This is a genomic window from Staphylococcus caprae (genome assembly GCF_003966625.1).
GTDB classification, from domain to species: domain Bacteria; phylum Bacillota; class Bacilli; order Staphylococcales; family Staphylococcaceae; genus Staphylococcus; species Staphylococcus caprae.
The window spans coordinates 2,515,082-2,539,885 of the sequence record NZ_AP018587.1; the positions used below are offsets into that span (position 1 = coordinate 2,515,082).

Annotated in this window: 21 protein-coding genes and 2 riboswitches; of the genes, 9 read left to right on the forward strand and 12 right to left on the reverse strand. The window is 33.4% G+C overall.

Translation table 11 applies throughout. From position 1 onward, the window contains the following. Positions 1-310: 310 nt before the first annotated feature. The 11 genes from JMUB898_RS12175 to xpt all read right to left on the reverse strand — a co-directional run bounded on the left by JMUB898_RS12175 (position 311) and on the right by xpt (position 13,697). Positions 311-1,513: a GTP-binding protein gene (locus JMUB898_RS12175; RefSeq protein WP_002445211.1), complete on the reverse strand. Its 1,203-nt coding sequence runs from the start codon at positions 1,511-1,513 to the stop codon at positions 311-313. Between the two features lie 173 nt (positions 1,514-1,686). Further along, positions 1,687-2,070: a VOC family protein gene (locus JMUB898_RS12180; protein ID WP_002445209.1), complete on the reverse strand. Its 384-nt coding sequence runs from the start codon at positions 2,068-2,070 to the stop codon at positions 1,687-1,689. Positions 2,071-2,500: 430 nt separating this feature from the next. Beyond that, positions 2,501-3,676, reverse strand: coding sequence for an MFS transporter (locus tag JMUB898_RS12185; protein WP_002445207.1), 1,176 nt, complete (start codon positions 3,674-3,676; stop codon positions 2,501-2,503). Positions 3,677-3,693: 17 nt separating this feature from the next. Further along, positions 3,694-4,905, reverse strand: coding sequence for an ATP-grasp domain-containing protein (locus JMUB898_RS12190; RefSeq protein ID WP_002445205.1), 1,212 nt, complete (start codon positions 4,903-4,905; stop codon positions 3,694-3,696). Beyond that, positions 4,902-6,149: an ATP-grasp domain-containing protein gene (locus tag JMUB898_RS12195; protein ID WP_002445203.1), complete on the reverse strand. Its 1,248-nt coding sequence runs from the start codon at positions 6,147-6,149 to the stop codon at positions 4,902-4,904. Before JMUB898_RS12195 ends, JMUB898_RS12190 begins: the two co-directional genes overlap by 4 nt. A gap of 3 nt (positions 6,150-6,152) precedes the next feature. Then, positions 6,153-7,868 carry a hypothetical protein gene (locus JMUB898_RS12200; protein ID WP_002445201.1) on the reverse strand — a complete coding sequence of 572 codons (1,716 nt, stop codon included), beginning with the start codon at positions 7,866-7,868 and terminating at the stop codon, positions 6,153-6,155. A gap of 2 nt (positions 7,869-7,870) precedes the next feature. After that, on the reverse strand, positions 7,871-8,110 hold the full coding sequence (locus JMUB898_RS12205; RefSeq protein WP_002445199.1) for a ferredoxin: 240 nt from the start codon (positions 8,108-8,110) through the stop codon (positions 7,871-7,873). 525 nt (positions 8,111-8,635) lie between these two features. Beyond that, on the reverse strand, positions 8,636-10,177 hold the full coding sequence (guaA, locus tag JMUB898_RS12210) for a glutamine-hydrolyzing GMP synthase (RefSeq protein WP_002445197.1): 1,542 nt from the start codon (positions 10,175-10,177) through the stop codon (positions 8,636-8,638). A gap of 170 nt (positions 10,178-10,347) precedes the next feature. Then, on the reverse strand, positions 10,348-11,814 hold the full coding sequence (guaB, locus tag JMUB898_RS12215) for an IMP dehydrogenase (protein WP_002445195.1): 1,467 nt from the start codon (positions 11,812-11,814) through the stop codon (positions 10,348-10,350). 36 nt (positions 11,815-11,850) lie between these two features. Then, positions 11,851-13,119 carry a xanthine permease PbuX gene (pbuX, locus tag JMUB898_RS12220; RefSeq protein WP_002445193.1) on the reverse strand — a complete coding sequence of 423 codons (1,269 nt, stop codon included), beginning with the start codon at positions 13,117-13,119 and terminating at the stop codon, positions 11,851-11,853. After that, a complete protein-coding gene (gene xpt, locus JMUB898_RS12225; protein ID WP_002445192.1) occupies positions 13,119-13,697 on the reverse strand; it encodes a xanthine phosphoribosyltransferase in 579 nt (192 codons plus the stop codon). Before xpt ends, pbuX begins: the two co-directional genes overlap by 1 nt. A gap of 287 nt (positions 13,698-13,984) precedes the next feature. Beyond that, positions 13,985-14,087: riboswitch (purine riboswitch) on the reverse strand. Between the two features lie 213 nt (positions 14,088-14,300). Between xpt and JMUB898_RS12230 the strand changes: the two genes are divergently transcribed. From JMUB898_RS12230 to JMUB898_RS12250, 5 genes are all read left to right on the forward strand, one after another. Continuing rightward, positions 14,301-14,708 (forward strand): YflT domain-containing protein, encoded by a 408-nt coding sequence (locus JMUB898_RS12230; protein WP_002445190.1) that lies wholly within the window; start codon positions 14,301-14,303, stop codon positions 14,706-14,708. Positions 14,709-14,856: 148 nt separating this feature from the next. Further along, positions 14,857-15,525, forward strand: a complete 669-nt coding sequence (locus tag JMUB898_RS12235) for a hypothetical protein (RefSeq protein WP_037541792.1) — start codon at positions 14,857-14,859, stop codon at positions 15,523-15,525. 117 nt (positions 15,526-15,642) lie between these two features. Then, a complete protein-coding gene (locus JMUB898_RS12240) occupies positions 15,643-16,497 on the forward strand; it encodes a hypothetical protein (protein ID WP_002445185.1) in 855 nt (284 codons plus the stop codon). Positions 16,498-16,761: 264 nt separating this feature from the next. Beyond that, positions 16,762-18,150, forward strand: a complete 1,389-nt coding sequence (locus JMUB898_RS12245; protein ID WP_002445184.1) for an L-cystine transporter — start codon at positions 16,762-16,764, stop codon at positions 18,148-18,150. Between the two features lie 278 nt (positions 18,151-18,428). Next, a riboswitch (TPP riboswitch) is annotated at positions 18,429-18,530 on the forward strand. 54 nt (positions 18,531-18,584) lie between these two features. Further along, complete coding sequence (locus JMUB898_RS12250; protein ID WP_002445182.1) at positions 18,585-19,496, forward strand: ABC transporter substrate-binding protein; 912 nt, start codon at positions 18,585-18,587, stop codon at positions 19,494-19,496. Between the two features lie 101 nt (positions 19,497-19,597). On the opposite strand, the gene nfsA is transcribed toward JMUB898_RS12250, so the two are convergent. Beyond that, the gene (gene nfsA / locus JMUB898_RS12255) at positions 19,598-20,353 is read right to left on the reverse strand and encodes an oxygen-insensitive NADPH nitroreductase (protein WP_037541791.1); all 756 of its coding nucleotides are present in this window, start codon (positions 20,351-20,353) and stop codon (positions 19,598-19,600) included. A gap of 144 nt (positions 20,354-20,497) precedes the next feature. Between nfsA and JMUB898_RS12260 the strand changes: the two genes are divergently transcribed. The 4 genes from JMUB898_RS12260 (at position 20,498) to JMUB898_RS12275 (ending at position 24,743) form a co-directional block, all read left to right on the forward strand. Continuing rightward, the gene (locus JMUB898_RS12260; protein WP_002445178.1) at positions 20,498-21,277 is read left to right on the forward strand and encodes a 2-keto-4-pentenoate hydratase; all 780 of its coding nucleotides are present in this window, start codon (positions 20,498-20,500) and stop codon (positions 21,275-21,277) included. Between the two features lie 448 nt (positions 21,278-21,725). Further along, positions 21,726-22,295, forward strand: a complete 570-nt coding sequence (gene ahpC, locus JMUB898_RS12265; RefSeq protein ID WP_002445177.1) for an alkyl hydroperoxide reductase subunit C — start codon at positions 21,726-21,728, stop codon at positions 22,293-22,295. A gap of 14 nt (positions 22,296-22,309) precedes the next feature. Continuing rightward, positions 22,310-23,833, forward strand: a complete 1,524-nt coding sequence (gene ahpF, locus JMUB898_RS12270; RefSeq protein ID WP_002445176.1) for an alkyl hydroperoxide reductase subunit F — start codon at positions 22,310-22,312, stop codon at positions 23,831-23,833. A gap of 283 nt (positions 23,834-24,116) precedes the next feature. After that, positions 24,117-24,743 (forward strand): NDxxF motif lipoprotein, encoded by a 627-nt coding sequence (locus JMUB898_RS12275; protein WP_037541790.1) that lies wholly within the window; start codon positions 24,117-24,119, stop codon positions 24,741-24,743. Positions 24,744-24,804 lie beyond the last annotated feature (61 nt).

The following is a 24,804-nucleotide window of genomic DNA, read 5'->3' on the forward strand; positions in this document are numbered from 1 at the left end:
TCTATAATAAATTAAACTGATGAGCAAAATACTCATCAGTTTTTTCAATCTTTTTGAATATAAAAAGAGCTCAATTAACTTAATATTTATAAGTGACGAAACCAATAAGAAGGAAAGTAATGCGCCTTTGTCTAGTTTCACACTATTAACACTTGGAATCAAAGATAAGAATTTACATTTTGAGAATAGATTTTTTGATTTGAATTCGCTTGTTACGAGTTTATTTTCTTAACTTAGTAAAATTTACGTATTCAATATCATAATTTAAATCTTTGATTTCCTCACTAAACTCAACCTACTATAGTTTCCCTTACATCCTTTTATCATATTTCCACTGATAAGGATCATGAAGCAAACGCCAATCTTGATCCATTTCTTCAGTATTAATCAAGCACGCATCTAGTTGTCTAGTAATCTTCTCTTGGTCTAATTCCGTTCCAATAATAACGAACTGCGTATGTCTATCACCATATTCTAAATCCCATTCAGCAGCTATCTCTTCTCGGGCCATAAGAATTTCACGTTGTTTTAGTTCAGGCATTGTCGCCACCCAATATGTGACTGGACGAACTTCACAAGAAGACCCTGCCTGCGAGAGTAAACATGCAACACTATTGTGTTGTGCGAACCAAACAATACCTTTGGATCTTACAATATTGCTAGGTAAATGATCGAACCACTCTTTAAAACGATCAGCGTTGAAAGGAAGTTTTCTACGATACACAAATGATGAAATGCCATATTCTTCAGTCTCAGGCGTATGATGTTCATGTCCGCCATGTGTGAGTTCTTTTATCCACCCGGCAGACTCACTTGCCTTCTCGAAATCAAATAACTGAGTATTCAACACTTCTGATAAATCAACTTCTGCATTGACTGTTTTGATCATCCTCGCTTCAGGTTGTAATGCACGAAGTGTTTTCTCCAGTTTTGCCAATGCTTCTTTACTTACTAAATCAATTTTATTAATAATCATGACATCACAAAATTCAACTTGATCGATGAGTAAATCAGCAATCGTACGGTCATCGGCGTCTCCGATGCTTTCATCTCTATCCATCAATAAATCTTCTGATTGAATATCATTAATAAAGCGATTGGCATCAACAACGGTTACCATTGTATCTAATCTGCATATAGCAGTTAAATCAATCCCTAATTCTTCATCTATATACGAAAACGTTTGAGCTACTGGTACAGGTTCTGAAATTCCTGTGGATTCAATGACAATTTGATCAATGCCACCCTTTCTCACTAAACGTTCAACTTCTTTAAGTAAATCATCTCTCAAAGTGCAACAGATACATCCATTTGAAAGTTCTACAAGTTTCTCATCCGTCCTAGAAAGTCCTCCCCCTTGTGCTACTAAATCCTTATCGATATTGACTTCGCTCATATCATTAACAATCACTGCGATACGGCGTCCCTCTCTATTTTTCAAAATATGATTCAGTAATGTTGTTTTTCCAGAACCTAAGTATCCACTTAGAACTGTCACGGGTATTTTAGCCATTTAAAGAACTCCTCTTTATGTAAATAGTAATTATTACGTTTTACATTTTAAAGAAGTTAATCCTATTAATCAATACTTTATTTTTGAAAATGATTTTACTCCCCGCATACATTAAAAAGGTTAGTTGAAAATACATGCACGTTTTCAACTAACCCATCGAACAATATTTAACTTTAAAAAGTACCATCAATAAAATAATTAAAAACCCAAGTAATACCATTCAAACGATCTTTAACTTCAGCATGATACGCGTTAAAAAATGTTTTATATAATTTTACTTTAATATGTCCACCATCGTCGATTAAACGTTGATATACACGTTCTAATTCTTCTTTAGAATCACAATCGACAAGAAGATGTGGATTTTTAGAAATAGAATGTTTATGAAAGGTATCAGAGAAATGAACGAACGTGTTTTCTCCGATAATAAGTTGGGCATGATATGTTTTACCATCTTTAGCTATTAAAATTTCAGTGTTTGCTTGAAAGACATCTTTGTAATAACTTAATGATTTATCTACATCCTTTACATATATAAATGGATTGACGCTCTTCATAAATCCCTCCGAATTGTTAGACTTAAAGTTTGTTTTACAAATATATATTAAACTTTCAAAAATTTCAAAAATCTAAATGTTGATTTTTTTGACGTTTTACTACAATCTAATACAACAAAACCACTCCCTAATGGAGTGGCCATCTATTTAAAATTTAGGTGCACCATTTACTAAAATACTTCTTAAGAAATCGAAGACTTTTTTCGCGAATTGAATTAAATCACTCATGAATTTCATCTCCTCTCAATTATTTTTTTACATTTTCATTATAAAACCTTAAAACTACAATGAATCAATTTTGCCTAACTGACAAACATCAATACATAAATGTTGAAATTACAACAAAATATTACAATTAAAATCTATATTTATACACTTAGGAAGTTAAATATACAATCACCAACTTAAGATAACTATCTCTTCATAATGATTATGCAAGTTTATTACTTTTATAGAAAAATAATATACTGAATGAAGTTATGATAGATAATAAACCAAATAACAACCAATCTTGTTGAATACGGTCTAAACATAAACCACCTATAATTGGTACCAACAGAGCACCTAGATTTTGTAACCCAGCTAACGAATAATACGTACCTTTATAATTACAATCGGATAATTCATCAATCCGTATATCCATCATTGTAAACACCAGCATTTCACCCAAGGTAAACACTACCATTGCGATACATTTGAAGATAATATCATCAACTGTCCCTAGCACAAATAAACTCATGGGCAATAAAGCAGCTCCTGTTATCATTGCTGTCTTAATGGATGTGCGTTTGCTAAAGAAATAAACGAAAAATTGGCATGTTATAACTGTAATTCCATTTATTGAAAGTAACAGCGCAAATAACTTTGAAGCGTCAGTATTTTGATAATGCGACGCAAAGAATTGGGGCAATATACTAGTCATAACGGTATAACCAAACATAAATAGGACTAATCCAATGACTAAACACGAATATGCTCTATCATCACGAAATGTAGTATATATGCGATTAATATCAATTTTTAAAGTATTATTTTTATTTTTCAAATCTAATTTAAGTATGAAAAATGCATAAACAAATGCATTGAAATTGATACAATAAGCCATAAAAATGATGTAACAAATGATATTAACGCCTAAAAATTGCAACTGTACTGACAATAATGGAGCCAATGTAGCTGAAATATTAACAAGATAATAGCGTACATTAAATACCAATTCCTTATCCTTTTTTTCAGTGAATAATGCCAAAATTGTTTTATATGTCGGAGAAAGAAGACTACTTCCTATACTATTAACTAAAGCAAATATAATGAAAAAAATATATTTACTGATTAAAGGGAAACACAGAAAACTCATTGACGATAGAAATAAACCAGAAAAAATAATTATTTTTTTATCTATTTTATCGATAAAAGGGGCCGCTATAAAACTCATAAATAAAGATGTGATCGCAAAGGTCGAAACAACCAACCCTATTTCCAAACCACTAAAATGATAGTTTTGAGCTAAATAAATTGATAAAAAAGGTATGATTAGAAAATAGCTAAATCTTTCAAGAAATGTAGCTAAAAATAGTATATATGTGATTTCAGGTAAATTTTTCAACAAAAATCTCCTTTATTCTAATGATGTTGTTCCCATATAACATTTTTTTCATACCAATCAGTGACAATATTAATTCTAGAAATAAGTTCTTGTTCATTATTGCCTTCTATTAAAACAGATATGATATGATCCACGCTAAATTGCGCATCGTTATAGGTTTTATTTTTTTGAGCAGTATTTTTAAATTTTACTATCCAGTCATAAACTAAGTGTTTCTTAATACCTTTATAAACACCATTTTGAGGTGGTAGTAAAACAAAGCCAGAGTATCGTTCAACAGATTCTTGTTGAATTGTACATGCATGATCCTCATACATTTGCATATATAAACTTTCTTTATTCAAGTGAATATTCGTCGAGTTCTGAATGACGTTTCCTACTTCTGCACCTCCAGTTCTACTTCCTATTTCACAAAAATATATCTCACCACTATCAGTTAAGAAAAATTCGGCATGAAATGAACCGTTTGGAAAGCTAGGTAATATATCTATGACTTTTTCAGCTTGTGCTTTGAAAGTGATATTTAATGCATTACTTTCATCAACCATATAACTCGCTAAAGGTTGATTTTTTTGAAATTCTAAGCAACCTTTATAATATTTAGAAACATAAGAAACGATGACTTTATTATTATGAATTAGTCCATCAACATGATACATATCTCCATTTATAAACGCTTCGATTTCATAATTATTTATATTTCTATTTTCTTCAAAAAAGGTGTCTATATCTTGTTGATTTTTAGCTATAAATACATCCATAGAACCTGAACCATAGATGGGTTTTAACACCACAGGATAGTTAGTTTGTTGTACAAAATTTTCAACTTGTGCTTTAGAAATGACTTTTTCAAATTTAGGAATATTTACAGATGAACCGTGAAGTAATTGCTTCATCAATAGTTTATCTCTATATGCTTCCGCACTTATTAATGACTGACCGGGACAATGTAGAATCTCTCTTAACTTTGCACTTCGCACAACGTCAAATTCTGAGATAGATAATATGTTAGTGATATTGTACTTTTTGCTTAACTGTATCGCTTTAATTTCAACATCCACGTTATCCACGTAGTTCTCAAATGATTCAATGAATAAAAAATGATGTTGAATAAACGTATGTTCTTTTTCTTTCGGGCAAAAAAGAATGATATTTTCTTCTGCATTTGGAAACCACGCATCATAAGGCGTTTTGTTTCCATCGGTATTAGACAATATAATGACAGTCATTGTATCTCCACCTTTATAAATGATTCGATTTCTCCGATGATGTTTTCAATATCTTTAGTGCTTTTTCCTTCTAAAATAATATTGGCAATGAAGCAACTAGAGAAATGTTCAGGTGGCATGATGACTTCGTCACCTTCTTCTTTCAAAGGTATGACAGCTATGACGCCAGGTATTTCCATAATAGAATCGAAACCTACAATTTTTTTGAATGTTCCACTTTGATGTGCGCGTATACTATAAAAGCATAATTTCTTATTACCATTTTCATAATCTGGCCAACGATCTTTAACATGATGTCCAACAGCAACATCGATAATTTTTTCAATAAATGAATGCCCTGAAGATAGTCTGATAAGATGTGATGTTATAAATCCGCCAGCTGGTCTTGCCGCAATCTCTATCACTTTGAACCCAGATTTCGTTAACCGACCTTCTAAATGAAAAGCACAGTGATCAATATCTAAACTTTGAATCGCCAATTTAGTTTTCTTTTTGATTTCATCTTTAACTTTTTTAGGCTTATCAGAAGGAAAAAATGCAATATATTCTAAAGAGAATTCAGCTGTTACGCTTTTATCAGTAATCCCAGCTATAAATATTTCTTTATTTTGCACAACACCTTCAACAGAGACCTCTTCTCCTTCAATGTATTCTTCATAAATATATTGGTTAGGATAGTAACGGTAAACTTTATCTTTTTTAGGAGAGGTAGAATCCAATAATAAATTAAACATATCTTCTAAATGTGCTTTACTTTCAATTTTAAAAATGCCTTTACTACCAGAGGCGCCAACTGGTTTTAATATACCTGGTATTCCAATCTGAGTGACTGCCTCTTTTAAATCGTTCAAGCTTTCAACCTCTTGAAATTTCGGGCAAAGCCCCTCAACATTCGACATCGCACGTCTCATCAAATATTTATTTCTCACATTTTGCACAATTTCTGGATTTATACCAGGTAAACCCAATTCTTTGTTTAAAAAAGACACAAGTTCCACATCTTTATCTGACCAGGTAAAAACACCACTTATTTTTATGTTTTTGTTATATTCAATAACTGTATTAATCGTTTTTTGAATTTCATAAGAATTAATAATAATTAATTCATCTAATAAATGACCGATTAACTTAGGGTCTTTATCTGCCATTAAAACTACTCGATATCCTAAATTTTTAGCTTCTATAATAGGTTGAATTCTCTCTACCTTATGGCTTCTTAAGTTTATAAATAGTAAGGTTTCCATATCCTAACCACCCACTTTATCTGTAATATATTCATTTTGGTACCATTCTCTGCTATAAATAGTGATATTGATTTCTTGCTTAGTTCTCTTACATACATCAAACCAAGATTGAAATAATAGCTTCAATATCTCTTTATAATATATAGCGATGACAAGGTCATTCTCACTGTAATCACTTCCACTTTGTTTCATTAATCTTAAATCAAAAAATGCGTTATATATCGTCGCCCCATTTTTAATAGAGCCTGGACAACGAATGGCATGTCTGACTTTAGCGAACACATGCCCTTTATGATGCTGATCACTCCACTTGGTGATGTCAGCCATAACAGGCGGAAAATAGAAATGACGCGTGATCCTTGTTTGATTATTCAAAAAATTTCCCGGGGTATAATGCCAACTATTGTATTCCATTCTTTTACTTATAGCGGTAAGCACGCCAGCTAGTATCTTAGAATTATTTTGAAAGGCACTTTTCATGAGTGCACTTGGGACTACACAACAAAAATATTCATTTTGTCCCCAATTAAAAATCTCTTCTAGCTCATCTTTTTGGTGAGCTTCATAAAATTTTAGTGGTGCTCTAAACCCTCTTGCCATACCTATATCAGATGAAGTGCGAGAAATTGCTCTATTTATGATTGTATGCATCATTTTTTCAATGATTTGATAAGGTTCTTTATCAAGATTTTTCTCTATAATTTGGCAAAAATAATGATAGTAATCTTTTGAGAATTTTACAGAGGTTAATCTTTCTAAATCTGTTTTTAAACAATCATCGTTCTGTTTAGACAATTCTCTATTGTCAATATATCTTTCCTCTTTATGTAAATTCAGGCCATTGATAAACCTATATATTAAATAGTGATTTTCTATTTCTTTTCTCATTGAAAATATAAGTACCGCTTGTTTTTCTAAACTAAAATCACCATCCGTCTTTCTTTTCAATATTTGACTATATTCTTTGATTTTTTGATTAAAATAATCTTTTAAAAATGACAGTGAGAAATGTATACCGTTTACTTCTTCTCCACGTGAGGGAGGTCCGGATTTAAGTAATAGATACATATTAAAAACAAAAATTTTTTCTGCTTTCTCCCAATTTTCAATATTTTTATAAGGCAAATCATTTAATAAAAATTCATCTGTATCTCCATCGAATTCTTTTATTAAATTATTATAGTTATAAAATGTACTAAAAGTTTTATCGTTGACATAAAGTAATATCGGAGCCATGTGATATATATTAAACTTTATAAATTTTAATATATCGTTGATTTCGTCTTTACTTTTATCTTTAAAAAACGAGTTTACTTCTCCATTAAATATTTGTTCTTCTATCTCTATTTTTTGTCGGATATTGTCTTTTATGACTTTTATCACGTGTTCATCAACTTCGAAGTAACCGAATGTAAATGTGTAGTTATCCAAAAAATAATCCGCACCCAAAAGTAATCTTCCATATTCAGTTATTCCGAAATATATCCTATTTTCATCTACATTTTCTAACTTTGAGGTAAACACGACTTTACAATTTAGCTCTGTTAAATTTTGGTATATGACACTTTGTTCTAAATTGAGACTTTTTATTCCAACGGACGTATCTATTTTTCCATCTAACGTAAAAAGCGTACGAATAATTTCGGATGGATGTTTCAAACAATAGACTTTATTTTGAACTTCTAACAATAACTTGCCGAAACCATTTTTATTCATCATTATCACACTTCCTTTTTATTAAATGGATGTTGTGATATTTTGATTGATTCCGTCGGACAACCCTCACATGCATTTTTCAAATGTTCAATTTCATTAAATGGAATAGGTTCACATCCACAGTTATTATCTAAGCACCCATATGCAATATCTTCTACATCATATTTAAATAAATTAGGAGCAGCTACTCCACAGGCAGCACAGGAAATACAATTTTCTCTATCTACATAAGTGTAATAGTTCATAAGAATTCCCCCTTATATTCAATTTTCAATGTGCACGTGGAAATATCGATGTTAAACTTCATTTTTTAAATGAATGATAGTGAGAAAAACATTGCTTTTATAAAAGATAACTTTTCCAAAATCAGATTACTTTAATTTAAATATAAATCCCCTTTTTCCAACAATCCCAAAAATATTTTAACTGTTTCGGTGCAATTTTGCAATAAAGATGAAAATATAAATTAATAAAATAATAGAAGTTAGCTTTATTTAACAAAAATGTAGAAAGAAATACTTATACTTTAAATATTTTGTTAACAAAAATTTTATTTTTACTATTTTCATGATAGAAAGTAAATAAATAGTGGTAGATATCTGCGGAGCCATAACTGATGTAAACTTTCGACACAACTTCCTAATTTTTATAATCAAATACGTACAATGACAACTTACCCTCCCCCATTGTTTTCGTCCTTTATTCAAATGAATGACAAAACAAAAAAGCCTTCAACCACAAGGGTTAAAGGCTTTAATAATTTATATTTCTTACTCCCATTCTATTGTACTTGGGGGCTTAGAAGTAATGTCATAGACGACGCGGTTAACGTGATCTACTTCATTTACAATGCGACTTGAAATCTTTTGTAACACTTCCCAGTCGATACGAGCAAAGTCACTTGTCATCCCATCAATGGATGTTACTGCTCGAATACCTACTGTATGATCATACGTACGATAGTCTCCCATGACCCCTACTGATTGGATGCCAGGTAGCACTGTGAAGTATTGCCAGATATCTCTTTCAAGACCCTCTTCTCGCACTACTTCACGTAAAATCGCATCAGATTCACGTACGATTTCTAATTTATCTTCAGTAATTTCACCAAGTACACGGATACCTAAACCAGGGCCTGGGAAAGGTTGCCTCCATACTAAATGTTCAGGAATACCTAACTCGATACCTAAGGCACGTACTTCATCCTTAAACAATGTATTAATTGGTTCAATCAGTTCAAATTCCATGTCCTCAGGTAATCCACCAACATTATGGTGGGATTTAATAGTTTGCGCCGTTTTAGTTCCTGACTCAATCACGTCAGTATAAAGTGTGCCTTGCGCTAAGAAATCAACATCTGTTAACTTAGCCGCTTCGTCATCAAATACATAAACGAATTCGTTACCGATGATTTTACGTTTTTGTTCTGGATCAGATACACCTTTTAATTTATCCATGAAACGCTCTTGTGCATTAACACGAATAATGTTCATATCAAATCCTTCACCAAACTGCTCCATTACCATATCGCCTTCGCCTTTACGAAGTAAACCATGGTCAACAAAGATACAAGTTAATTGGTCACCAATCGCCTTATGTAACAGTACTGCTACGACTGATGAATCAACCCCACCGCTCATTGCACATAACACTTTACGGTCGCCAACTTGTTCACGAATCTTCTCAATTTCGATTTCGATGAAGTTTTCCATCGTCCATTCGCCTGTACAATTACACACACGGCGCACGAAGTTTCTTAATAAGTCGTTACCGAATTCAGTGTGACGTACCTCTGGGTGGAACTGCACACCATAAATACGACGCGTTTTATCTTCAATAGCTGCATAATTCGTACTCGGACTATCTGCAATCACTTCAAATCCTTCAGGAATTTCAATCACTTTGTCAGAATGACTCATCCAAACTGTTTGTTCCGAAGGCAAGCCGAAGAATAGCTCATCAGACTTAGCATTAATGATTGCTTTACCGTATTCACGCTCATTCGCGCGCTCTACCTTACCGCCTAATAGTTTTGTTGTTAATTGCATGCCGTAACAAATACCTAAGACCGGAATCCCTAAATTATAAATTTCAGGGTCAACAGTAAATGATCCTTCCTCATAAACTGAATTTGGACCACCTGAAAGAATGATACCTTTAGGATTCATACGTTTAATTTCTTCAATTGAAATCTCATGATCATGTAATTCACTGTATACGCCCATTTCACGAATACGTCGTGTAATCAATTGATTGTATTGGCTACCAAAGTCTAAGACAAGAATTAACTCTTGCTCTTTCGCCATTTCCATAATTGCGAATCTCCTTTATTGTTTTTGATTTATGTAATACTTAGAGAAACGCTCCCTCAAATGATAACGTATGGTCTATTTCCATTACTTTTAAAAATGAATTAAACAAACCCATACGTCACCGTTATAAAGAGCGTCCTCTAAAATGATCAAACTTCTTCATACTTTATTTAGAAAGAATAGTTTGGTGATTCTTTAGTAATTTGTACATTATGAGGGTGGCTTTCTGCTAAACCAGCAGGACCCATACGTGTAAATTGTGCTTCTTCACGTAATGTTTTCAAGTCAGGAGAACCAGTATAACCCATACCAGCTCTTACACCGCCCATAAGTTGATAAACTGTATCTTGTAGTGGGCCTTTATAAGCTGTACGTCCTTCGATACCTTCTGGAACAAATTTTCTTGGTGCTTTATCTTCTTGGAAGTAACGATCGTTTGATCCTTTTTCCATAGCACCTAATGAACCCATACCACGATAAACTTTATATTGTCTACCTTGGAAGACTTCAGTAGCACCAGGACTTTCTTCAGTACCAGCTAATAAGCTACCTAACATTACCGCGTGGCCACCAGCCGCTAATGCTTTGATAATATCTCCTGAGAATTTAATACCACCGTCAGCAATAATCGCTTTACCATGCTTACGTGCTTCTGTCGCACAATCATATACAGCTGTGATTTGAGGTACACCGACACCTGCAACAACACGTGTCGTACAAATTGAACCTGGTCCAATACCTACTTTAACAACGTCAGCACCTGCTTCAAATAATGCACGCGTTGCTTCTGCAGTTGCGACATTACCGGCTACAACTGTGATTTCAGGATATTTTTCTTTAATATGTTTAACTTGCTCAATTACGCCTTTAGAGTGACCATGTGCGGTATCAATAATTAATGCGTCAACACCAGCTTCGACTAGTTTTTGAGCACGAACTTCCGTATCTTTAGACGTACCGATAGCCGCCGCTGCTAATAAACGACCATGTGCGTCTTTCGCTGCGTATGGGAATTCTAATACTTTTTCAATATCTTTAATTGTGATTAAACCTTCTAGTCGTCCATTTTCTACTAATGGAAGTTTTTCAATTTTATGGTCTTGAAGAATCGCTTCCGCTTCATCTAAAGTCGTGCCAACTGGAGCTGTAATTAAATTTTCTTTCGTCATTACATCTGAAATCTTAATTGAAAAGTCTTCAATGAAACGTAAATCACGATTAGTAATAATACCTACTAAATTTCTGTCATCATGATTATCAACAATTGGGACACCTGAAATACGATATTTACCCATCAAAGCTTCTGCTTCATAAACACTTTCATCTGGAGTTAAGAAGAACGGGTTAGTAATGACACCATTTTCAGAACGTTTAACTTTTTGTACTTCATCAGCTTGTTCTTCAATGCTCATATTTTTATGGATGACACCTAATCCACCTTGACGAGCCATAGCAATTGCCATTTTTGATTCAGTTACCGTATCCATACCTGCAGAAATAACAGGAATGTTTAATTTAATTCTATCTGATAATTCTACACTTAAATCTACGTCGCTAGGTAAAACATCTGATTCAGCTGGAATGAGTAATACATCGTCGAACGTCAAAGATTCTTTAGCAAACTTATTTTCCCACATTTAAAAACAGCCTCCAATTTAATATAGTTAGTTACATTATTTCACATTTTCGTCGCTTTGTTTATAATTTATACCATTAAAAAAGAAATTTAAGATAATTGCAGAAATTGCACCTAGAACAATGCCATTTTGAGTTAACCAAGCAAATTGTTCTCCTAAACTTTTAAATGCTTGAGGGACTGCACTAATACCTGTGCCTAGTCCTACAGAAACAGCGATAATTAATAAATTGTTTTGATTTTTAAAATCAATACTACCTAAAATACTTACACCATACGCCATAACCATGCCAAACATTGCAATCATTGCGCCACCTAAAACAGGTAAAGGGATGATGTTAGCGAGTGCACCTAACTTAGGTATGCAACCACAAACGAGTAATAAAACCACCATGCCATAGATGACGTTATTCTTTTTAGCCCCTGAGAGTGACACAAGACCTACATTTTGTGAGTATGCGGTGTAAGGGAAAGAATTAAATATAGATCCTAAAATGATTGCTAGACCTTCCGCAGTGTAACCTTTACGAAAATCCTTTCGCTCAAGCTTTTTCCCAGTAATCTCACTAAGTGCATGATAGACACCTGTGGACTCTATTAAGCTTACGACTGCAACAATAAAGAAGACGAGTGTTGAGCTTAAATCAAAGCCAAAACCGGAGAATCTAAATGGTAAAGGTAAGCCAACCCAATGGGCACTCCCTACTTGTTTAATATCTACCAGACCGAACACAGCTGCTAAGGCTGTCCCTAATACAAGACCTATGAGGATAGCAATTGATTTCAAGAAGCCTTTCGTAAACCTTTGTAAAATTAGAATGATGACCAATGTCACGCCACCTAAAATCAAATTTTTAGGGTCTCCATAATTTTTAGCACCTTCCCCACCAGCAAGATAGTTCATTGCTACAGGCATAAGATTAATACCAATAATCGTTACGACACTTCCTGTAACAACAGGTGGAAAGAATTTAACTAAATAAGAGAAGAAAGGCGCAATAATTACGACTAAAATTCCTGAAACAAATAATGAGCCGTAAAGTACGCCAAGACCTTTCGTTTGTCCGATAAGTATCATTGGTGCTACTGCAGTAAACGTACAACCTAATACAATGGGTAAACCTGTTCCAGTAATCTTATTAGCTTGTAAAAAAGTAGCAATACCACACATAAAAATATCAACTGTTACTAAATAAGCAATTTCTTCGGAAGAGAATTTTAAGCTAGTTCCTACGATTATAGGGACTAAAATCGCTCCGGCGTACATTGCTAAAAGATGCTGAACACTTAGAATGAAATTCTTCATTATTGTTCACCTAAAAGCGTAACTTTATTACCTTTTAATGATGCCACTTTACATAATGAAGATACTTTCAGTCCTTCATTTTCTAAACGTTGACGCCCATCTTGGAAACTTTTTTCAACAACGATACCGATACCAACTGTAGTCGCCTTTGCTTGTTGCACAATTTCATTAAGTCCTAATGAGGCATCTCCATTTGCTAAGAAATCATCAATAATAAGCACTTTATCATTTTCATCTAAAAATTCTTCAGAAACGATAACTGTACTCGTCTTATTTTTAGTGAATGAATGAATATCTGTACTGTAAAAACCATCTTTTAATGTGCTAGGTTTAGCCTTTTTAGCAAATAAACAAGGAACATCGAAATGGAAAGAAGCCATGATAGCTGGGGCGATACCTGATGCTTCTATGGTTAAAATTTTGGTAATACCCTCGTCTTTGAACTGTTCATAAAACGTTTTTCCTACTTCATTCATAAGCGAAGCATCGATTTGATGATTTAAAAAACCGTCCACTTTTAAAATTTTCTCATCAATCACAACGCCGTCCTCTTTGACCTTACGTCCTAACGACTCCACTCAAAAAACCTCCTCAAATTCTTTGGTATTGATTTCTAGATACAAAAAAACCCTCAAACTAAAGTATAGTTTCAGGATCTATGAGTGAACGAGCAATACATTGCGAGGTTGCAAATTAAGAAGAAGATACGCCAACTTAGTCCTAAAAACGTATGATTCAATTTCGATATAAATAAACTAAAATTGTGACAATGCTAAAAATGTTAGATGCCAATTTAATGAGTTTTATTACGAATCAAAACGTCTTTCACTTTCCCAGTTATGTTTCAACGCTTTAAACTACTCCTAAGTATTGTGTTGTTACCCATAGTCATGTCGTTAATGGCGACATGGTAGAAACTTCTAAAGCCATATTCTCTAGATTATATGAGTTTAATAAATTATTTAATGATGATAGCAAACTTTTCATGTATTTTCAATATCATTTAAAATAGTTCAAAGCTGAGAAATCAACAATTTATTATGTAATCGTTTTAATTTCAAATATAGATTCTTATTGGAAAATCAACATCAAAATTATATAATTATATATGTAAAAGTTTTATAAAAACGGACTAGGGTATAACTTTATAAAGCAAGTTTAATCATGAAGGGGCGATAATTATGGCAGATATTATTGTAGTTAACGACAAAAGTGAACTATACAATGTAATCAACCAAAAGAAAACAGAAGGCTATTTAGAAACTGAATTAGCTGTTATCAGTAAAAGTAAATTACATTTAGACGACCTACACAACTCTCAAATTTCAATGATAGCTACAAGCGGTTCATTTAGTGATCGCATGTCTCGTCTATTAACTGGTGAAGATGGTGAAGAAGCTGTTCTTTCACGTTACAACTTAACTGAAGAACAACTTGAAGAACACAAACAAGATATATTAGATAATAAATTATTACTAGTAGCAAATCGTGATAATTCTTCCCATGACGAAGTTGAAGATCACAATGCAGCATACAAAGAAATCGACATTACACATTATGCTGCTGAATCAAAGGGTCCTAAATCTTAATTGATTTTAAAGTTTCAATGATAGACACCATCATGTTTACGTAATGAAGCGTATGCATCGTGGTGTTTTTTTATTTATGTGACACATGAGAAGTGATTATATAGTAGGATTATCCTATAATATAGTAAATATTAACGGGGGTAATGCTATGGAGTTTAAAGCAATTCAATCAGCCAATGATCCTTTATTTGAAAAAGCACTTGAACTATACGACGCGAAATTAGATATTGGTTTAGATGAAGATCGCAAAATCTTTAAACGTTCTTTAGAAAACAACAAAACGGAGAAAGATTACGCATTCGTAGTAGGCGTCGAAAATAATCAAGTTGTCAGCTTAGCGACTGCACATTATGAAGCAACCACGAATGCAGCATTCCTTATCTATTTAATAGCCAAAGACGGTCCTAATCACGATGAATTAATGACTTTAACTTTAAACGAAGTGGAACATCAATTAAATCATTTATCTCATGATATACATGATAGAAATATCAATTTTATTATGTTAGAAGTTCCTAAAGAGCCACATCATGTTGATGAACAAACTAACAAAATACTTGAACACCGTCGCCAATTTCTTTACGAAAATAACTTTGAGAAACAAGAAGAAATTGATTATATTCATCCGAATTACACATTTGATGAATCTCCTTTTAAAGTAGACCTATTTATAAAAGCAAATATTGAATTAACCAAAGATATTTACGGGACAAGTGTAAAATCTAATTATATTCTTAAGTATGTCTTCGCAAATGGCATTTCTCGAGATATTATCTACCCACTTTTAGAAGAAATGAATTTAAGAAAGCCTTTATAACAACACTTGAAATCACTATTAATTAGGGGTAAACTATCATATGAAGTAAGACTGACGTTTCACTGACCGTAGACAAACGTCGGTATACATAAACCAAATGATGAAGGGGCTTTTTCAATGTTAACCAAAGAATTTGCACAACGTGTCGAACTAAGTGAAAAACAAGTCCGTAAAATTGTACAACATTTAGAAGAACGTGGATATCAACTTAGTAAAACTGAATATCGCGGACGTGAGGCTACTGATTTTAAAGAAGAAGATATCGAACTATTTAGAGACATTGCTGATAAAGTAAAACAAACAAATAGTTACGACTTAGCATTTGATGAATTAGAAAAAGAGAAAGATTTCTTACAAGTGATCGTTAAAGATGAGGACAGTCAATTACCAACTGACCAAAACGTCGCTCAATTAGTTGAAGATTTACGTAGCGAAATCCAAAAAATGCGTGAAGAACGTCAAATGCTCGGTCAAATGATTAATCAAGTTCATCAACAACAGCAGGAGCTTAAAGAATTACAAACAGAAATTACTAGTAAAATTGATGCCAATACAGAATCTTTAAAATCAATCCAAACTTCTCAAGAAGCTATACAGTCATCACAAGAGAAACAAGCGAATGAAATTGCGAAGACAAATCATAAATCAAATGAATCAACACAATCGCTAAATAATAACAAATCAAGCGAAAGTAACTCAAACTCTCAGAGTGAACAAGAAAGTACTTCAGAAGCACCTAGCACTTCTGATTCAGATTCTCATTCCGAAAGTGCAGTAGCATCAACTAGCGAAACTACTTCAACTTCACAATCAAGTAGCCTTTCAACTCGTACATCGGAAATATCAAACTCAACTTCTAATGATTCAACTTCTAACTCAGACATGACAACAACAGAAGATCATTCTCAATCATCAAACAATCAACCTAAAGAAGAGAAAAAAGGGTTCTTCGCTCGTTTATTTAACTTATAATCAAGAAACAAACTTCTCAACACTTAATTGAGTATGTGTAAAATGCAACTACTCATTTAAGTGTTTTTTTATTTCTATTTTCCCTCCCTATATTTCATATACCCACGTGTACAAGCATGCCTTCCATTAATTTTACCGAGATAATATTTTGTTATTTCATTTCATAAAATCACTATAACTATCTTGAATTTGTTATTTTCTAGTAATATCCTTATTACATATGTCGGAATACTATATTTTATACAACAAAGGAGCGTTTACGATATGGAGGCACTTTTCACTATGATTAACGTAGTAGTGTTAATTATTTTCATTATTATGTTAAACATAATGGCTAGGAAGCATATTTCATTCCCTAAACGTGTATTTAGCGCTTTAGGTATTGGAATCGTTTTGGGAATAGCTTTACATCTTATCTTCGGAGCAGAATCAAAAGTATTAAAACAAACTTCAGATTGGTTTAGCATTATTGGGGACGGTTATGTTGCTTTATTACAAATGATTGTCATGCCACTTATTTTTGTATCTATTGTAGCAGCATTTAGTAAAATCCAAATTGGGGATAAATTTGCGAAAATCGGTACCTTTATTTTTATGTTTTTAATTGGAACCGTAGCGATTGCAGCCATTGTCGGCATTATCTATGCATTGATTTTCGGTCTAGACGCTTCATCGATCGATTTAGGAAGTGCTGAGCATTCACGTGGCTCAGAAATTAGTAAGCAAGCTAAAGATTTAACTGCTAATACATTGCCACAACAAATTCTTGAATTATTACCAAGCAATCCATTCTTAGACTTTACAGGTCAACGTACCACTTCAACTATCGCTGTTGTGATCTTCGCAACTTTCGTTGGTTTCGCATACTTACGTGTAGCGCGCAAACAGCCTGAACACGGTAATTTATTAAAACGTGGTATTGAAGCTGTATATGACATTGTAATGGCTATCGTCACTTTCGTTTTACGTTTAACGCCTTATGGCATCTTAGCAATTATGGCTTCTACACTTGCCACAAGTGACTTTGGAGCGATTTGGACTTTAGGAAAATTCCTACTCGCTTCTTATGCAGCATTAATAACGATGTATGTGATTCACTTAATCATTTTAAGTGTATTAGGTATTAATCCAGTTAGATATGTTAAGAAAACGTTAGAAGTATTGATCTTTGCATTCACTTCTCGTTCAAGCGCAGGAGCCCTACCTTTAAATATTCAAACTCAAACGCAACGTTTAGGTGTTCCAGAAGGTATTGCTAACTTCTCTGCAACATTTGGATTATCAATTGGACAAAACGGTTGCGCTGGAATCTACCCAGCTATGCTAGCAATCATGGTCGCGCCTGTCGCACATGTCCATATCGATTTCCAATTCATCATTACACTGATTGCTGTAGTGATTATTAGTTCATTTGGTGTCGCAGGTGTAGGTGGCGGTGCAACATTTGCATCAATTTTAGTATTATCTACATTAAACTTACCTGTCGCACTTGCAGGTGTACTTATTTCTATCGAACCTTTAATTGATATGGGACGTACCGCATTAAATGTGAATGATTCAATTTTAGCCGGAACAGGTACTGCACGCTTAACTAAAAATTGGGATAAAGACACATTTGAATCTAACCATTACGGAGAATTATCATCTAGTTAATTTTTATTAAAATGAATTTTAAACGAATAAGTATATGGTTCCATTATCTATCATATGCCTCACAAGCTTCTTATTTAAGGAGTTTGTGGCGTTTTTATTTAACTTTAGAAATAAGATTGAGTTATCAACTACTATACAACTGTCTTTGTCCAGAAAATCAACGATTCAAATACTTCATTATAAATTAATACTCTATTTAAACTGTTACGCTCTTCTTCGATTAATTCATCATTTATATACGCGTTTTTATAACTATGCTATGTTAGAAGTTAGGTATAACAAATCACTAGGGGTGCATGTTGCATGCTGAGAGAAAGGTACCCTTTCAACCCTTGAACCTGTTGGTTAGTACCAGCGTAGGAAAGTGAAATATATTTTTTATTTCTTTCAAATTCACTTTTTTACGAAAATTTGTTTGTTGGAGGAATTTTTTTATGGAAAAATTAGTAGTCGGTTTAGAATGGTTCTTAAATCCTGATCATTTGCCTTTAATTTTAGGAATGGAAAAAGGTTGGTTTAGCGAGCAAAACTTAGAAATTGAAATGATTGAACCTGAACAACATTTTGATGCTTTAGAAGAAATTGAAAATGGTTCAATGGATATCGCGATTACTGAGCCTATCCATCTTGTTGAATATAAAGCGATGAATGAAAATGTAGTTGGCTTCGCTCGATATCTACATACAAATGGCGGTGTGATGTACAACAAAGACAAAGGTATTCAATCACCTAAAGACTTAATTGGCAAACGTCTTCAATATCCGGGTGCTCCTGGATCAGGAGGTATAGCAATTGCTAAAACTATGATTGAAGCTGATGGAGGCATGTATAATGTAGGAGATATCGTCCCTATAAACAATAGCTTTTATCATACTGATGCATTGTTAAATGACAAGGCAGATGCAGCTACACTCATTTTTGAGAATTTCGAAATACTTGAAGCGAGAAATGCAGGATTGAATGTAGATTATTTTGCTTTAAAAGATTACAATGTCCCAGACTTTTGTCAATTAATTTTTATTACTACACCTGATAAGTTAGAAACAGACAACCAGAAACTCAAAAAGTTTATTAAGGTCATTCAAAAAGCTATACAATATATCAACAATAATTTAGAAGATGCCATCAATATATATGCAGATTACACCCAAACAGATATTAATAATAAATTAAATAAAGACACCATTGAAGCAACAGCTAAATGTTTTACTAATGATTTGTCTATGAGTTCAGACTTCTATAATGACTTACAATTATGGTTACAAAGTACAGGTAAAATCAAGCATACGATAGATGCAGAAAAATATTTTACAAACCAATTGTTATTCAGTAGATATACCAAATAATAGGAATAAGCTACAGAAAATAAGTTAAAAATCCTAAAATTATAGCCTATAAATGAATTCGGGTTTGAAAGTTCATTTATAGGCTTTTTTCCAATTATGAATTATTTTTTGATGAATCCAGCTTTATGCAATTGGTCTAACATATCAGGTCGTGTTTTACTACTTAAGAATTGCTCAATTTGTTCGGACCATGTTTCAGTACGCTCCCCATTTGTACGTTCCTTATAATAGTCACTTACAATTTGATCATACGCTTCTAATTCACGACGTTGTTTATCATTACTTGCGTCGTAGCTATTTTTATGGAAAATGTGTTCAAACGGTAATCTTGGTTTCGGCGCACCATTCTCATCCTCAGCAGGTTCACCTACTGCCATACCAAATAGAGGGAAGGTATAATCAGGTAAGTCTAAAATTTCACGTACACGCGCCACATCATTACGTAGAGAACCTAAATAAACGATGCCATATCCCATATCTTCAGCAGCTACAGCCATGTTTTCAGAAACAAGTGCGACATCTATAGAGCCGACTAGCAAGCCTTCTGCTGATGAAAAAGAAATACTCATATCTGATTCAGCGTTTTCATTTACAAGACTATGACGATAATAATCTAAAACAAATACAAATAAGTACCCATTATCTACAACATACGGTTGACCAGAAACTTCTTTTAAATCTTCTTTGATTTTAGGATCATCAATACCAATGATTGAATACGTTTGAAGATAACTTGACGTTGATGCTGATTGACCAGCTTCCACTATCTTCTTCACTGCGTCATCGCTAAGCGGACTTTCTTTGAACTTTCTTACTGAATGATGCTTTCGCATTAAATCGTAAACATAATCTGACACAAAATTCACTCCTAATAAAATATATCTTCATCGTTGGATACCATTTTATACCCTAAATATGAAACTTTTAAATCTATTTGCACACACTTCGTTTAAAAGTTATCATAATAGTAGTAATTTTCAGATATTTTAAGGAGAGATATCATGACACAACCCAACAAAAATATTTCTAACGCCCTTTTTAAAGCATATAGAAGTAGAAGACCTATCGATTTCGTTAGCGAATCTTATCAAATTAGTGAAGAAGAAGCATATCTAAACCAAGATGATTTACTCGAACAATTAAAATTTAAAGACAATACCTACGTTGCTGGCTATAAGGTGAGTATGACGAGTAAGACAACACAAGCTATCGCCAATACAAATGAACCAGCATATGGAACAATTTTATCTAATAATATTTTAAAAAATGGTGACTCAGTATCACTTTCTTCATTATTTTCTCCATTATTAGAACCAGAAATTATGTTTATAGTGAAGGAAGACTTACCTTATGATGCTGATTTGCAAACCATTGTTTTAAATACTCAAATTGCTGCTGGTATTGAAATCCCAGATGCTAGATATAAGAATTGGTTCCCGAATTTCACGTTGGGCGATTTAATTTCTGACAACACTGCGACTGGTATGATTGTTGTAGGCGAAAGCGTAACCCCTCTTGATATAGATGCATTCGCAAATGTGGATTTAAATTTATACAAAGATAATGAATTAATTGCTACAGGATCTTCATCAGAAGTGTTAGGGAACCCTGTTCATGCAGTGCATTGGCTTATCAAAAAGTTACACTCACATGGTAAACAATTGAAAAAAGGGCAAATGATATCTTCCGGCACATTTATCTCACCACTTAAATTAGAATTTGGAACTTATCGAGCAGAATATAGTGGTATTGGTACGGTTGAGTTCACAGTTAGTAAATAATCAACAAAATAAACAGAGATTAATTCAGAATGAGTGATACGACTCTGGATTAATCTCTGTTTTATTTATATAAACGGTCGTAAAAGAAAATTTATAGCTCAGATGTTATCATTAAGATATAGATGTAATAAAATTACACTCTATTATCAATAAAACATGTTTAGTTGAGAATGATATGTGCTATTTACAATATGAAAGGTCAAAATAAAAACTCAATATACCAGGTAATTTACCATTTCTATTTGAGATACGCTTAATATTGAATAACTTTCTTTTGACGCTATTCAAAGCTACTCTAATTTCATTTTCTCAATTAAAAAGTTTCTAAAGTTGACTATTTAAAGTCGAGATGTGATAATACTTAACAAGAGATTAGAATTATTATAAACAAACAATTATTGTTATGTAATTCTAGCTTATACTTAAAAATTTCAGGAGGTATTTACCTATGTCTTTAATTAACAAAGAAATCTTACCATTCACAGCGCAAGCTTATGATCCAAAAAATGATGAGTTTAAAGAAGTTTCACAAGAAGATTTTAAAGGTTCATGGAGCGTCGTATGCTTCTATCCTGCTGACTTCTCTTTCGTATGTCCTACAGAATTAGAAGATTTACAAAATCAATACGAAAAATTACAAGAGTTAGGTGTTAACGTATTCTCAGTATCAACTGATACTCACTTCGTACACAAAGCTTGGCACGATCATTCAGATGCAATCAGTAAAATTCAATATAAAATGATTGGCGACCCATCTCAAACAATCACTCGTAACTTCGATGTATTAGATGAAGAAGCTGGTTTAGCTCAACGTGGTACATTCATCATCGACCCAGATGGTGTAGTTCAAGCAGCTGAAATCAACGCTGACGGTATCGGTCGTGACGCTAGTACATTAGTAAACAAAATCAAAGCAGCTCAATACGTACGTCAACATCCAGGTGAAGTTTGCCCAGCAAAATGGGAAGAAGGTTCTGAATCATTACAACCTGGTTTAGACTTAGTAGGTAAAATCTAAGGAGGCATTAAAACATGCTTAATGCTGATTTAAAGCAACAATTACAACAACTATTAGAGCTAATGGAAGGCGACGTTGAATTCGTCGCTAGCCTTGGCTCAGATGATAAATCAAAAGAACTTAAAGAGTTACTAGATGAAATTGCTGGAATGTCAGCTCGCATCACGGTAACTGAAAAGGATTTAAAACGTACACCAAGTTTCTCAGTAAACCGCCCAGGTGAAGAAACTGGCATCACGTTTGCAGGTATTCCTTTAGGTCACGAATTCAACTCTCTTGTATTAGCAATTTTACAAGTAAGTGGTCGTGCCCCTAAAGAAAAACAATCTGTTATTGACCAAATCAAAGGCCTCGAAGGTCCCTTCCATTTCGAAACTTTCGTTAGTTTAACTTGCCAAAAATGCCCTGACGTTGTTCAAGCATTAAACTTAATGAGTGTTATTAACCCTAATATTACTCATACAATGATTGATGGCGCAGTATTCCGCGAAGAATCTGAAGACATTATGGCAGTTCCAGCTGTCTTTTTAGATGGACAAGAATTTGGTAATGGTCGTATGACTATTCAAGATATCTTAACGAAATTAGGAAGCACACAAGATGCTTCTGAATTTAATGATAAAGACCCTTATGATGTACTCATCGTAGGCGGTGGCCCAGCAAGTGGTAGTGCTGCCATTTACACTGCTCGTAAAGGTTTAAGAACAGGCATCGTTGCTGATAGAATTGGTGGCCAAGTGAATGATACAGCTGGCATTGAAAACTTCATTACTGTTAAAGAAACAACAGGTTCAGAGTTCTCATCTAATCTTGCTGATCATATTTCACAATATGACATTGATACAATGACTGGTATTCGTGCCACTAATATCGAAAAGACAGACTCAGCAATCAAAGTCACTTTAGAGAATGATGCTGTATTAGAAAGTAAGACTGTGATTATCTCTACAGGTGCAAGTTGGCGTAAACTTAATATTCCTGGAGAAGATCGCCTTATCAATAAAGGTGTAGCATTCTGCCCTCACTGTGACGGCCCTCTATTTGAAAACAAAGACGTAGCAGTTATCGGTGGCGGTAACTCTGGTGTCGAAGCAGCTATTGATTTAGCTGGTATTGTTAAGCACGTAACATTATTTGAATATTCTTCTGAATTAAAAGCAGATAATGTTTTACAAGATCGTTTACGTTCATTGGAAAACGTCGACATCAAAACGAATGCTAGAACTACAGAGGTTATCGGCGAAGACCACGTAACTGGTATTAGTTATGAGGATTTAAATACTGGCGAAACACAAGTAGTCAACCTTGATGGAATCTTTGTTCAAATCGGCTTAGTCCCAAATACTGCATGGTTACAAGATGCAGTTGAGTTAAATGGACGTGGCGAAGTCGTTATCGATCGTGATAACGCTACAAGCCTTCCTGGTGTATTCGCAGCAGGAGACGTAACAGACCAGAAAAACAAACAAATCATCATTTCAATGGGCGCTGGCGCTAACGCAGCGTTGAACGCATTTGATTATATTATTAGAAATTAAGTTTTAAATATATACCTATCATAATATCTTCACATGGACAGAGTCTTAATCACTTAAGACTCTGTTTTTTTATACATTTATCACTCTTGGTGGTAGATACTAAAAAACGATATGCCAAAAGGTTTGTTATAAAGCACAGCCACAAAGTAGCCATATCTCACGTTCAAATGTAGTTCTAAAACGTTCAAATATTTTTTCATAAATGATATTCTATTACGTGTGTAATAACAATAAAATGTATATACTTAATATGAGTGATGTAAAAAAGGAGTTTCTCAATTCTATGAAAAAGAGAGTAATTGTGAGTTTATTATTAGCACTTTCATTAACACTTGCAGCCTGTTCCAATAATAGTGAAGATGATAATAACCAAAATGATCATAGTAGTGCACACGCACCTAAAAGCGCTAAAAACATTAAAGAAAAAGATATTTTCTCATCAAATAAAAAAGGACAAAATATTAGCGACTCTGAAATGAAAAGCGCTCTAAAAAAATACCTACAAGTTAACAACGACGTATTAGATAATAAATACGTGATGCAACACAAGTTGGATAAACAAAGTGATAGTAGTCCTAAAATAACAAAAGATCAAGCTAATAAACTAAGTGAGCTTTCTAATTTAGCTGTTAAAAATGACCTACACTTTAAAAAGTTCGTGAAAAACAACAAAATTCCTAAAGAATATAAAGATCCTACGCAACGAATTATCAATTATTTCAATGCGTTGAATAGTACAATCGCCAATGTTGATGAAGATATTGAGGAATTAAATTACCAACCTCAAAACACTATCAATGTTGTTGATGTTCCAACTAAATATGCGGGCGATGTGAATAAAAAACAACAAGATAAAATTAAAGACTTCCTTAAAAAGAAAGGTATCGACACAGAAGTATTCGATAAATAAGAAGTAAACAACACTAGCTTCTATTTGATGTTCATTGATGCATCAAATAGAAGTTTTTTTA

What these genes read in the sequence shown, in the direction of transcription:
- JMUB898_RS12175 (WP_002445211.1), bottom strand. Translation starts at nt 1,513, where the DNA reads ATGGCTAAAATACCCGTGACAGTTCTAAGTGGATACTTAGGTTCTGGA.
- JMUB898_RS12180 (WP_002445209.1), bottom strand. Translation starts at nt 2,070, where the DNA reads ATGAAGAGCGTCAATCCATTTATATATGTAAAGGATGTAGATAAATCA.
- JMUB898_RS12190 (WP_002445205.1), bottom strand. Translation starts at nt 4,905, where the DNA reads ATGACTGTCATTATATTGTCTAATACCGATGGAAACAAAACGCCTTAT.
- JMUB898_RS12195 (WP_002445203.1), bottom strand. Translation starts at nt 6,149, where the DNA reads ATGGAAACCTTACTATTTATAAACTTAAGAAGCCATAAGGTAGAGAGA.
- JMUB898_RS12200 (WP_002445201.1), bottom strand. Translation starts at nt 7,868, where the DNA reads ATGATGAATAAAAATGGTTTCGGCAAGTTATTGTTAGAAGTTCAAAAT.
- JMUB898_RS12205 (WP_002445199.1), bottom strand. Translation starts at nt 8,110, where the DNA reads ATGAACTATTACACTTATGTAGATAGAGAAAATTGTATTTCCTGTGCT.
- guaA (WP_002445197.1), bottom strand. Translation starts at nt 10,177, where the DNA reads ATGGAAATGGCGAAAGAGCAAGAGTTAATTCTTGTCTTAGACTTTGGT.
- guaB (WP_002445195.1), bottom strand. Translation starts at nt 11,814, where the DNA reads ATGTGGGAAAATAAGTTTGCTAAAGAATCTTTGACGTTCGACGATGTA.
- pbuX (WP_002445193.1), bottom strand. Translation starts at nt 13,119, where the DNA reads ATGAAGAATTTCATTCTAAGTGTTCAGCATCTTTTAGCAATGTACGCC.
- JMUB898_RS12230 (WP_002445190.1), top strand. Translation starts at nt 14,301, where the DNA reads ATGGCAGATATTATTGTAGTTAACGACAAAAGTGAACTATACAATGTA.
- JMUB898_RS12235 (WP_037541792.1), top strand. Translation starts at nt 14,857, where the DNA reads ATGGAGTTTAAAGCAATTCAATCAGCCAATGATCCTTTATTTGAAAAA.
- JMUB898_RS12240 (WP_002445185.1), top strand. Translation starts at nt 15,643, where the DNA reads ATGTTAACCAAAGAATTTGCACAACGTGTCGAACTAAGTGAAAAACAA.
- JMUB898_RS12245 (WP_002445184.1), top strand. Translation starts at nt 16,762, where the DNA reads ATGGAGGCACTTTTCACTATGATTAACGTAGTAGTGTTAATTATTTTC.
- JMUB898_RS12250 (WP_002445182.1), top strand. Translation starts at nt 18,585, where the DNA reads ATGGAAAAATTAGTAGTCGGTTTAGAATGGTTCTTAAATCCTGATCAT.
- JMUB898_RS12260 (WP_002445178.1), top strand. Translation starts at nt 20,498, where the DNA reads ATGACACAACCCAACAAAAATATTTCTAACGCCCTTTTTAAAGCATAT.
- ahpC (WP_002445177.1), top strand. Translation starts at nt 21,726, where the DNA reads ATGTCTTTAATTAACAAAGAAATCTTACCATTCACAGCGCAAGCTTAT.
- ahpF (WP_002445176.1), top strand. Translation starts at nt 22,310, where the DNA reads ATGCTTAATGCTGATTTAAAGCAACAATTACAACAACTATTAGAGCTA.
- JMUB898_RS12275 (WP_037541790.1), top strand. Translation starts at nt 24,117, where the DNA reads ATGAAAAAGAGAGTAATTGTGAGTTTATTATTAGCACTTTCATTAACA.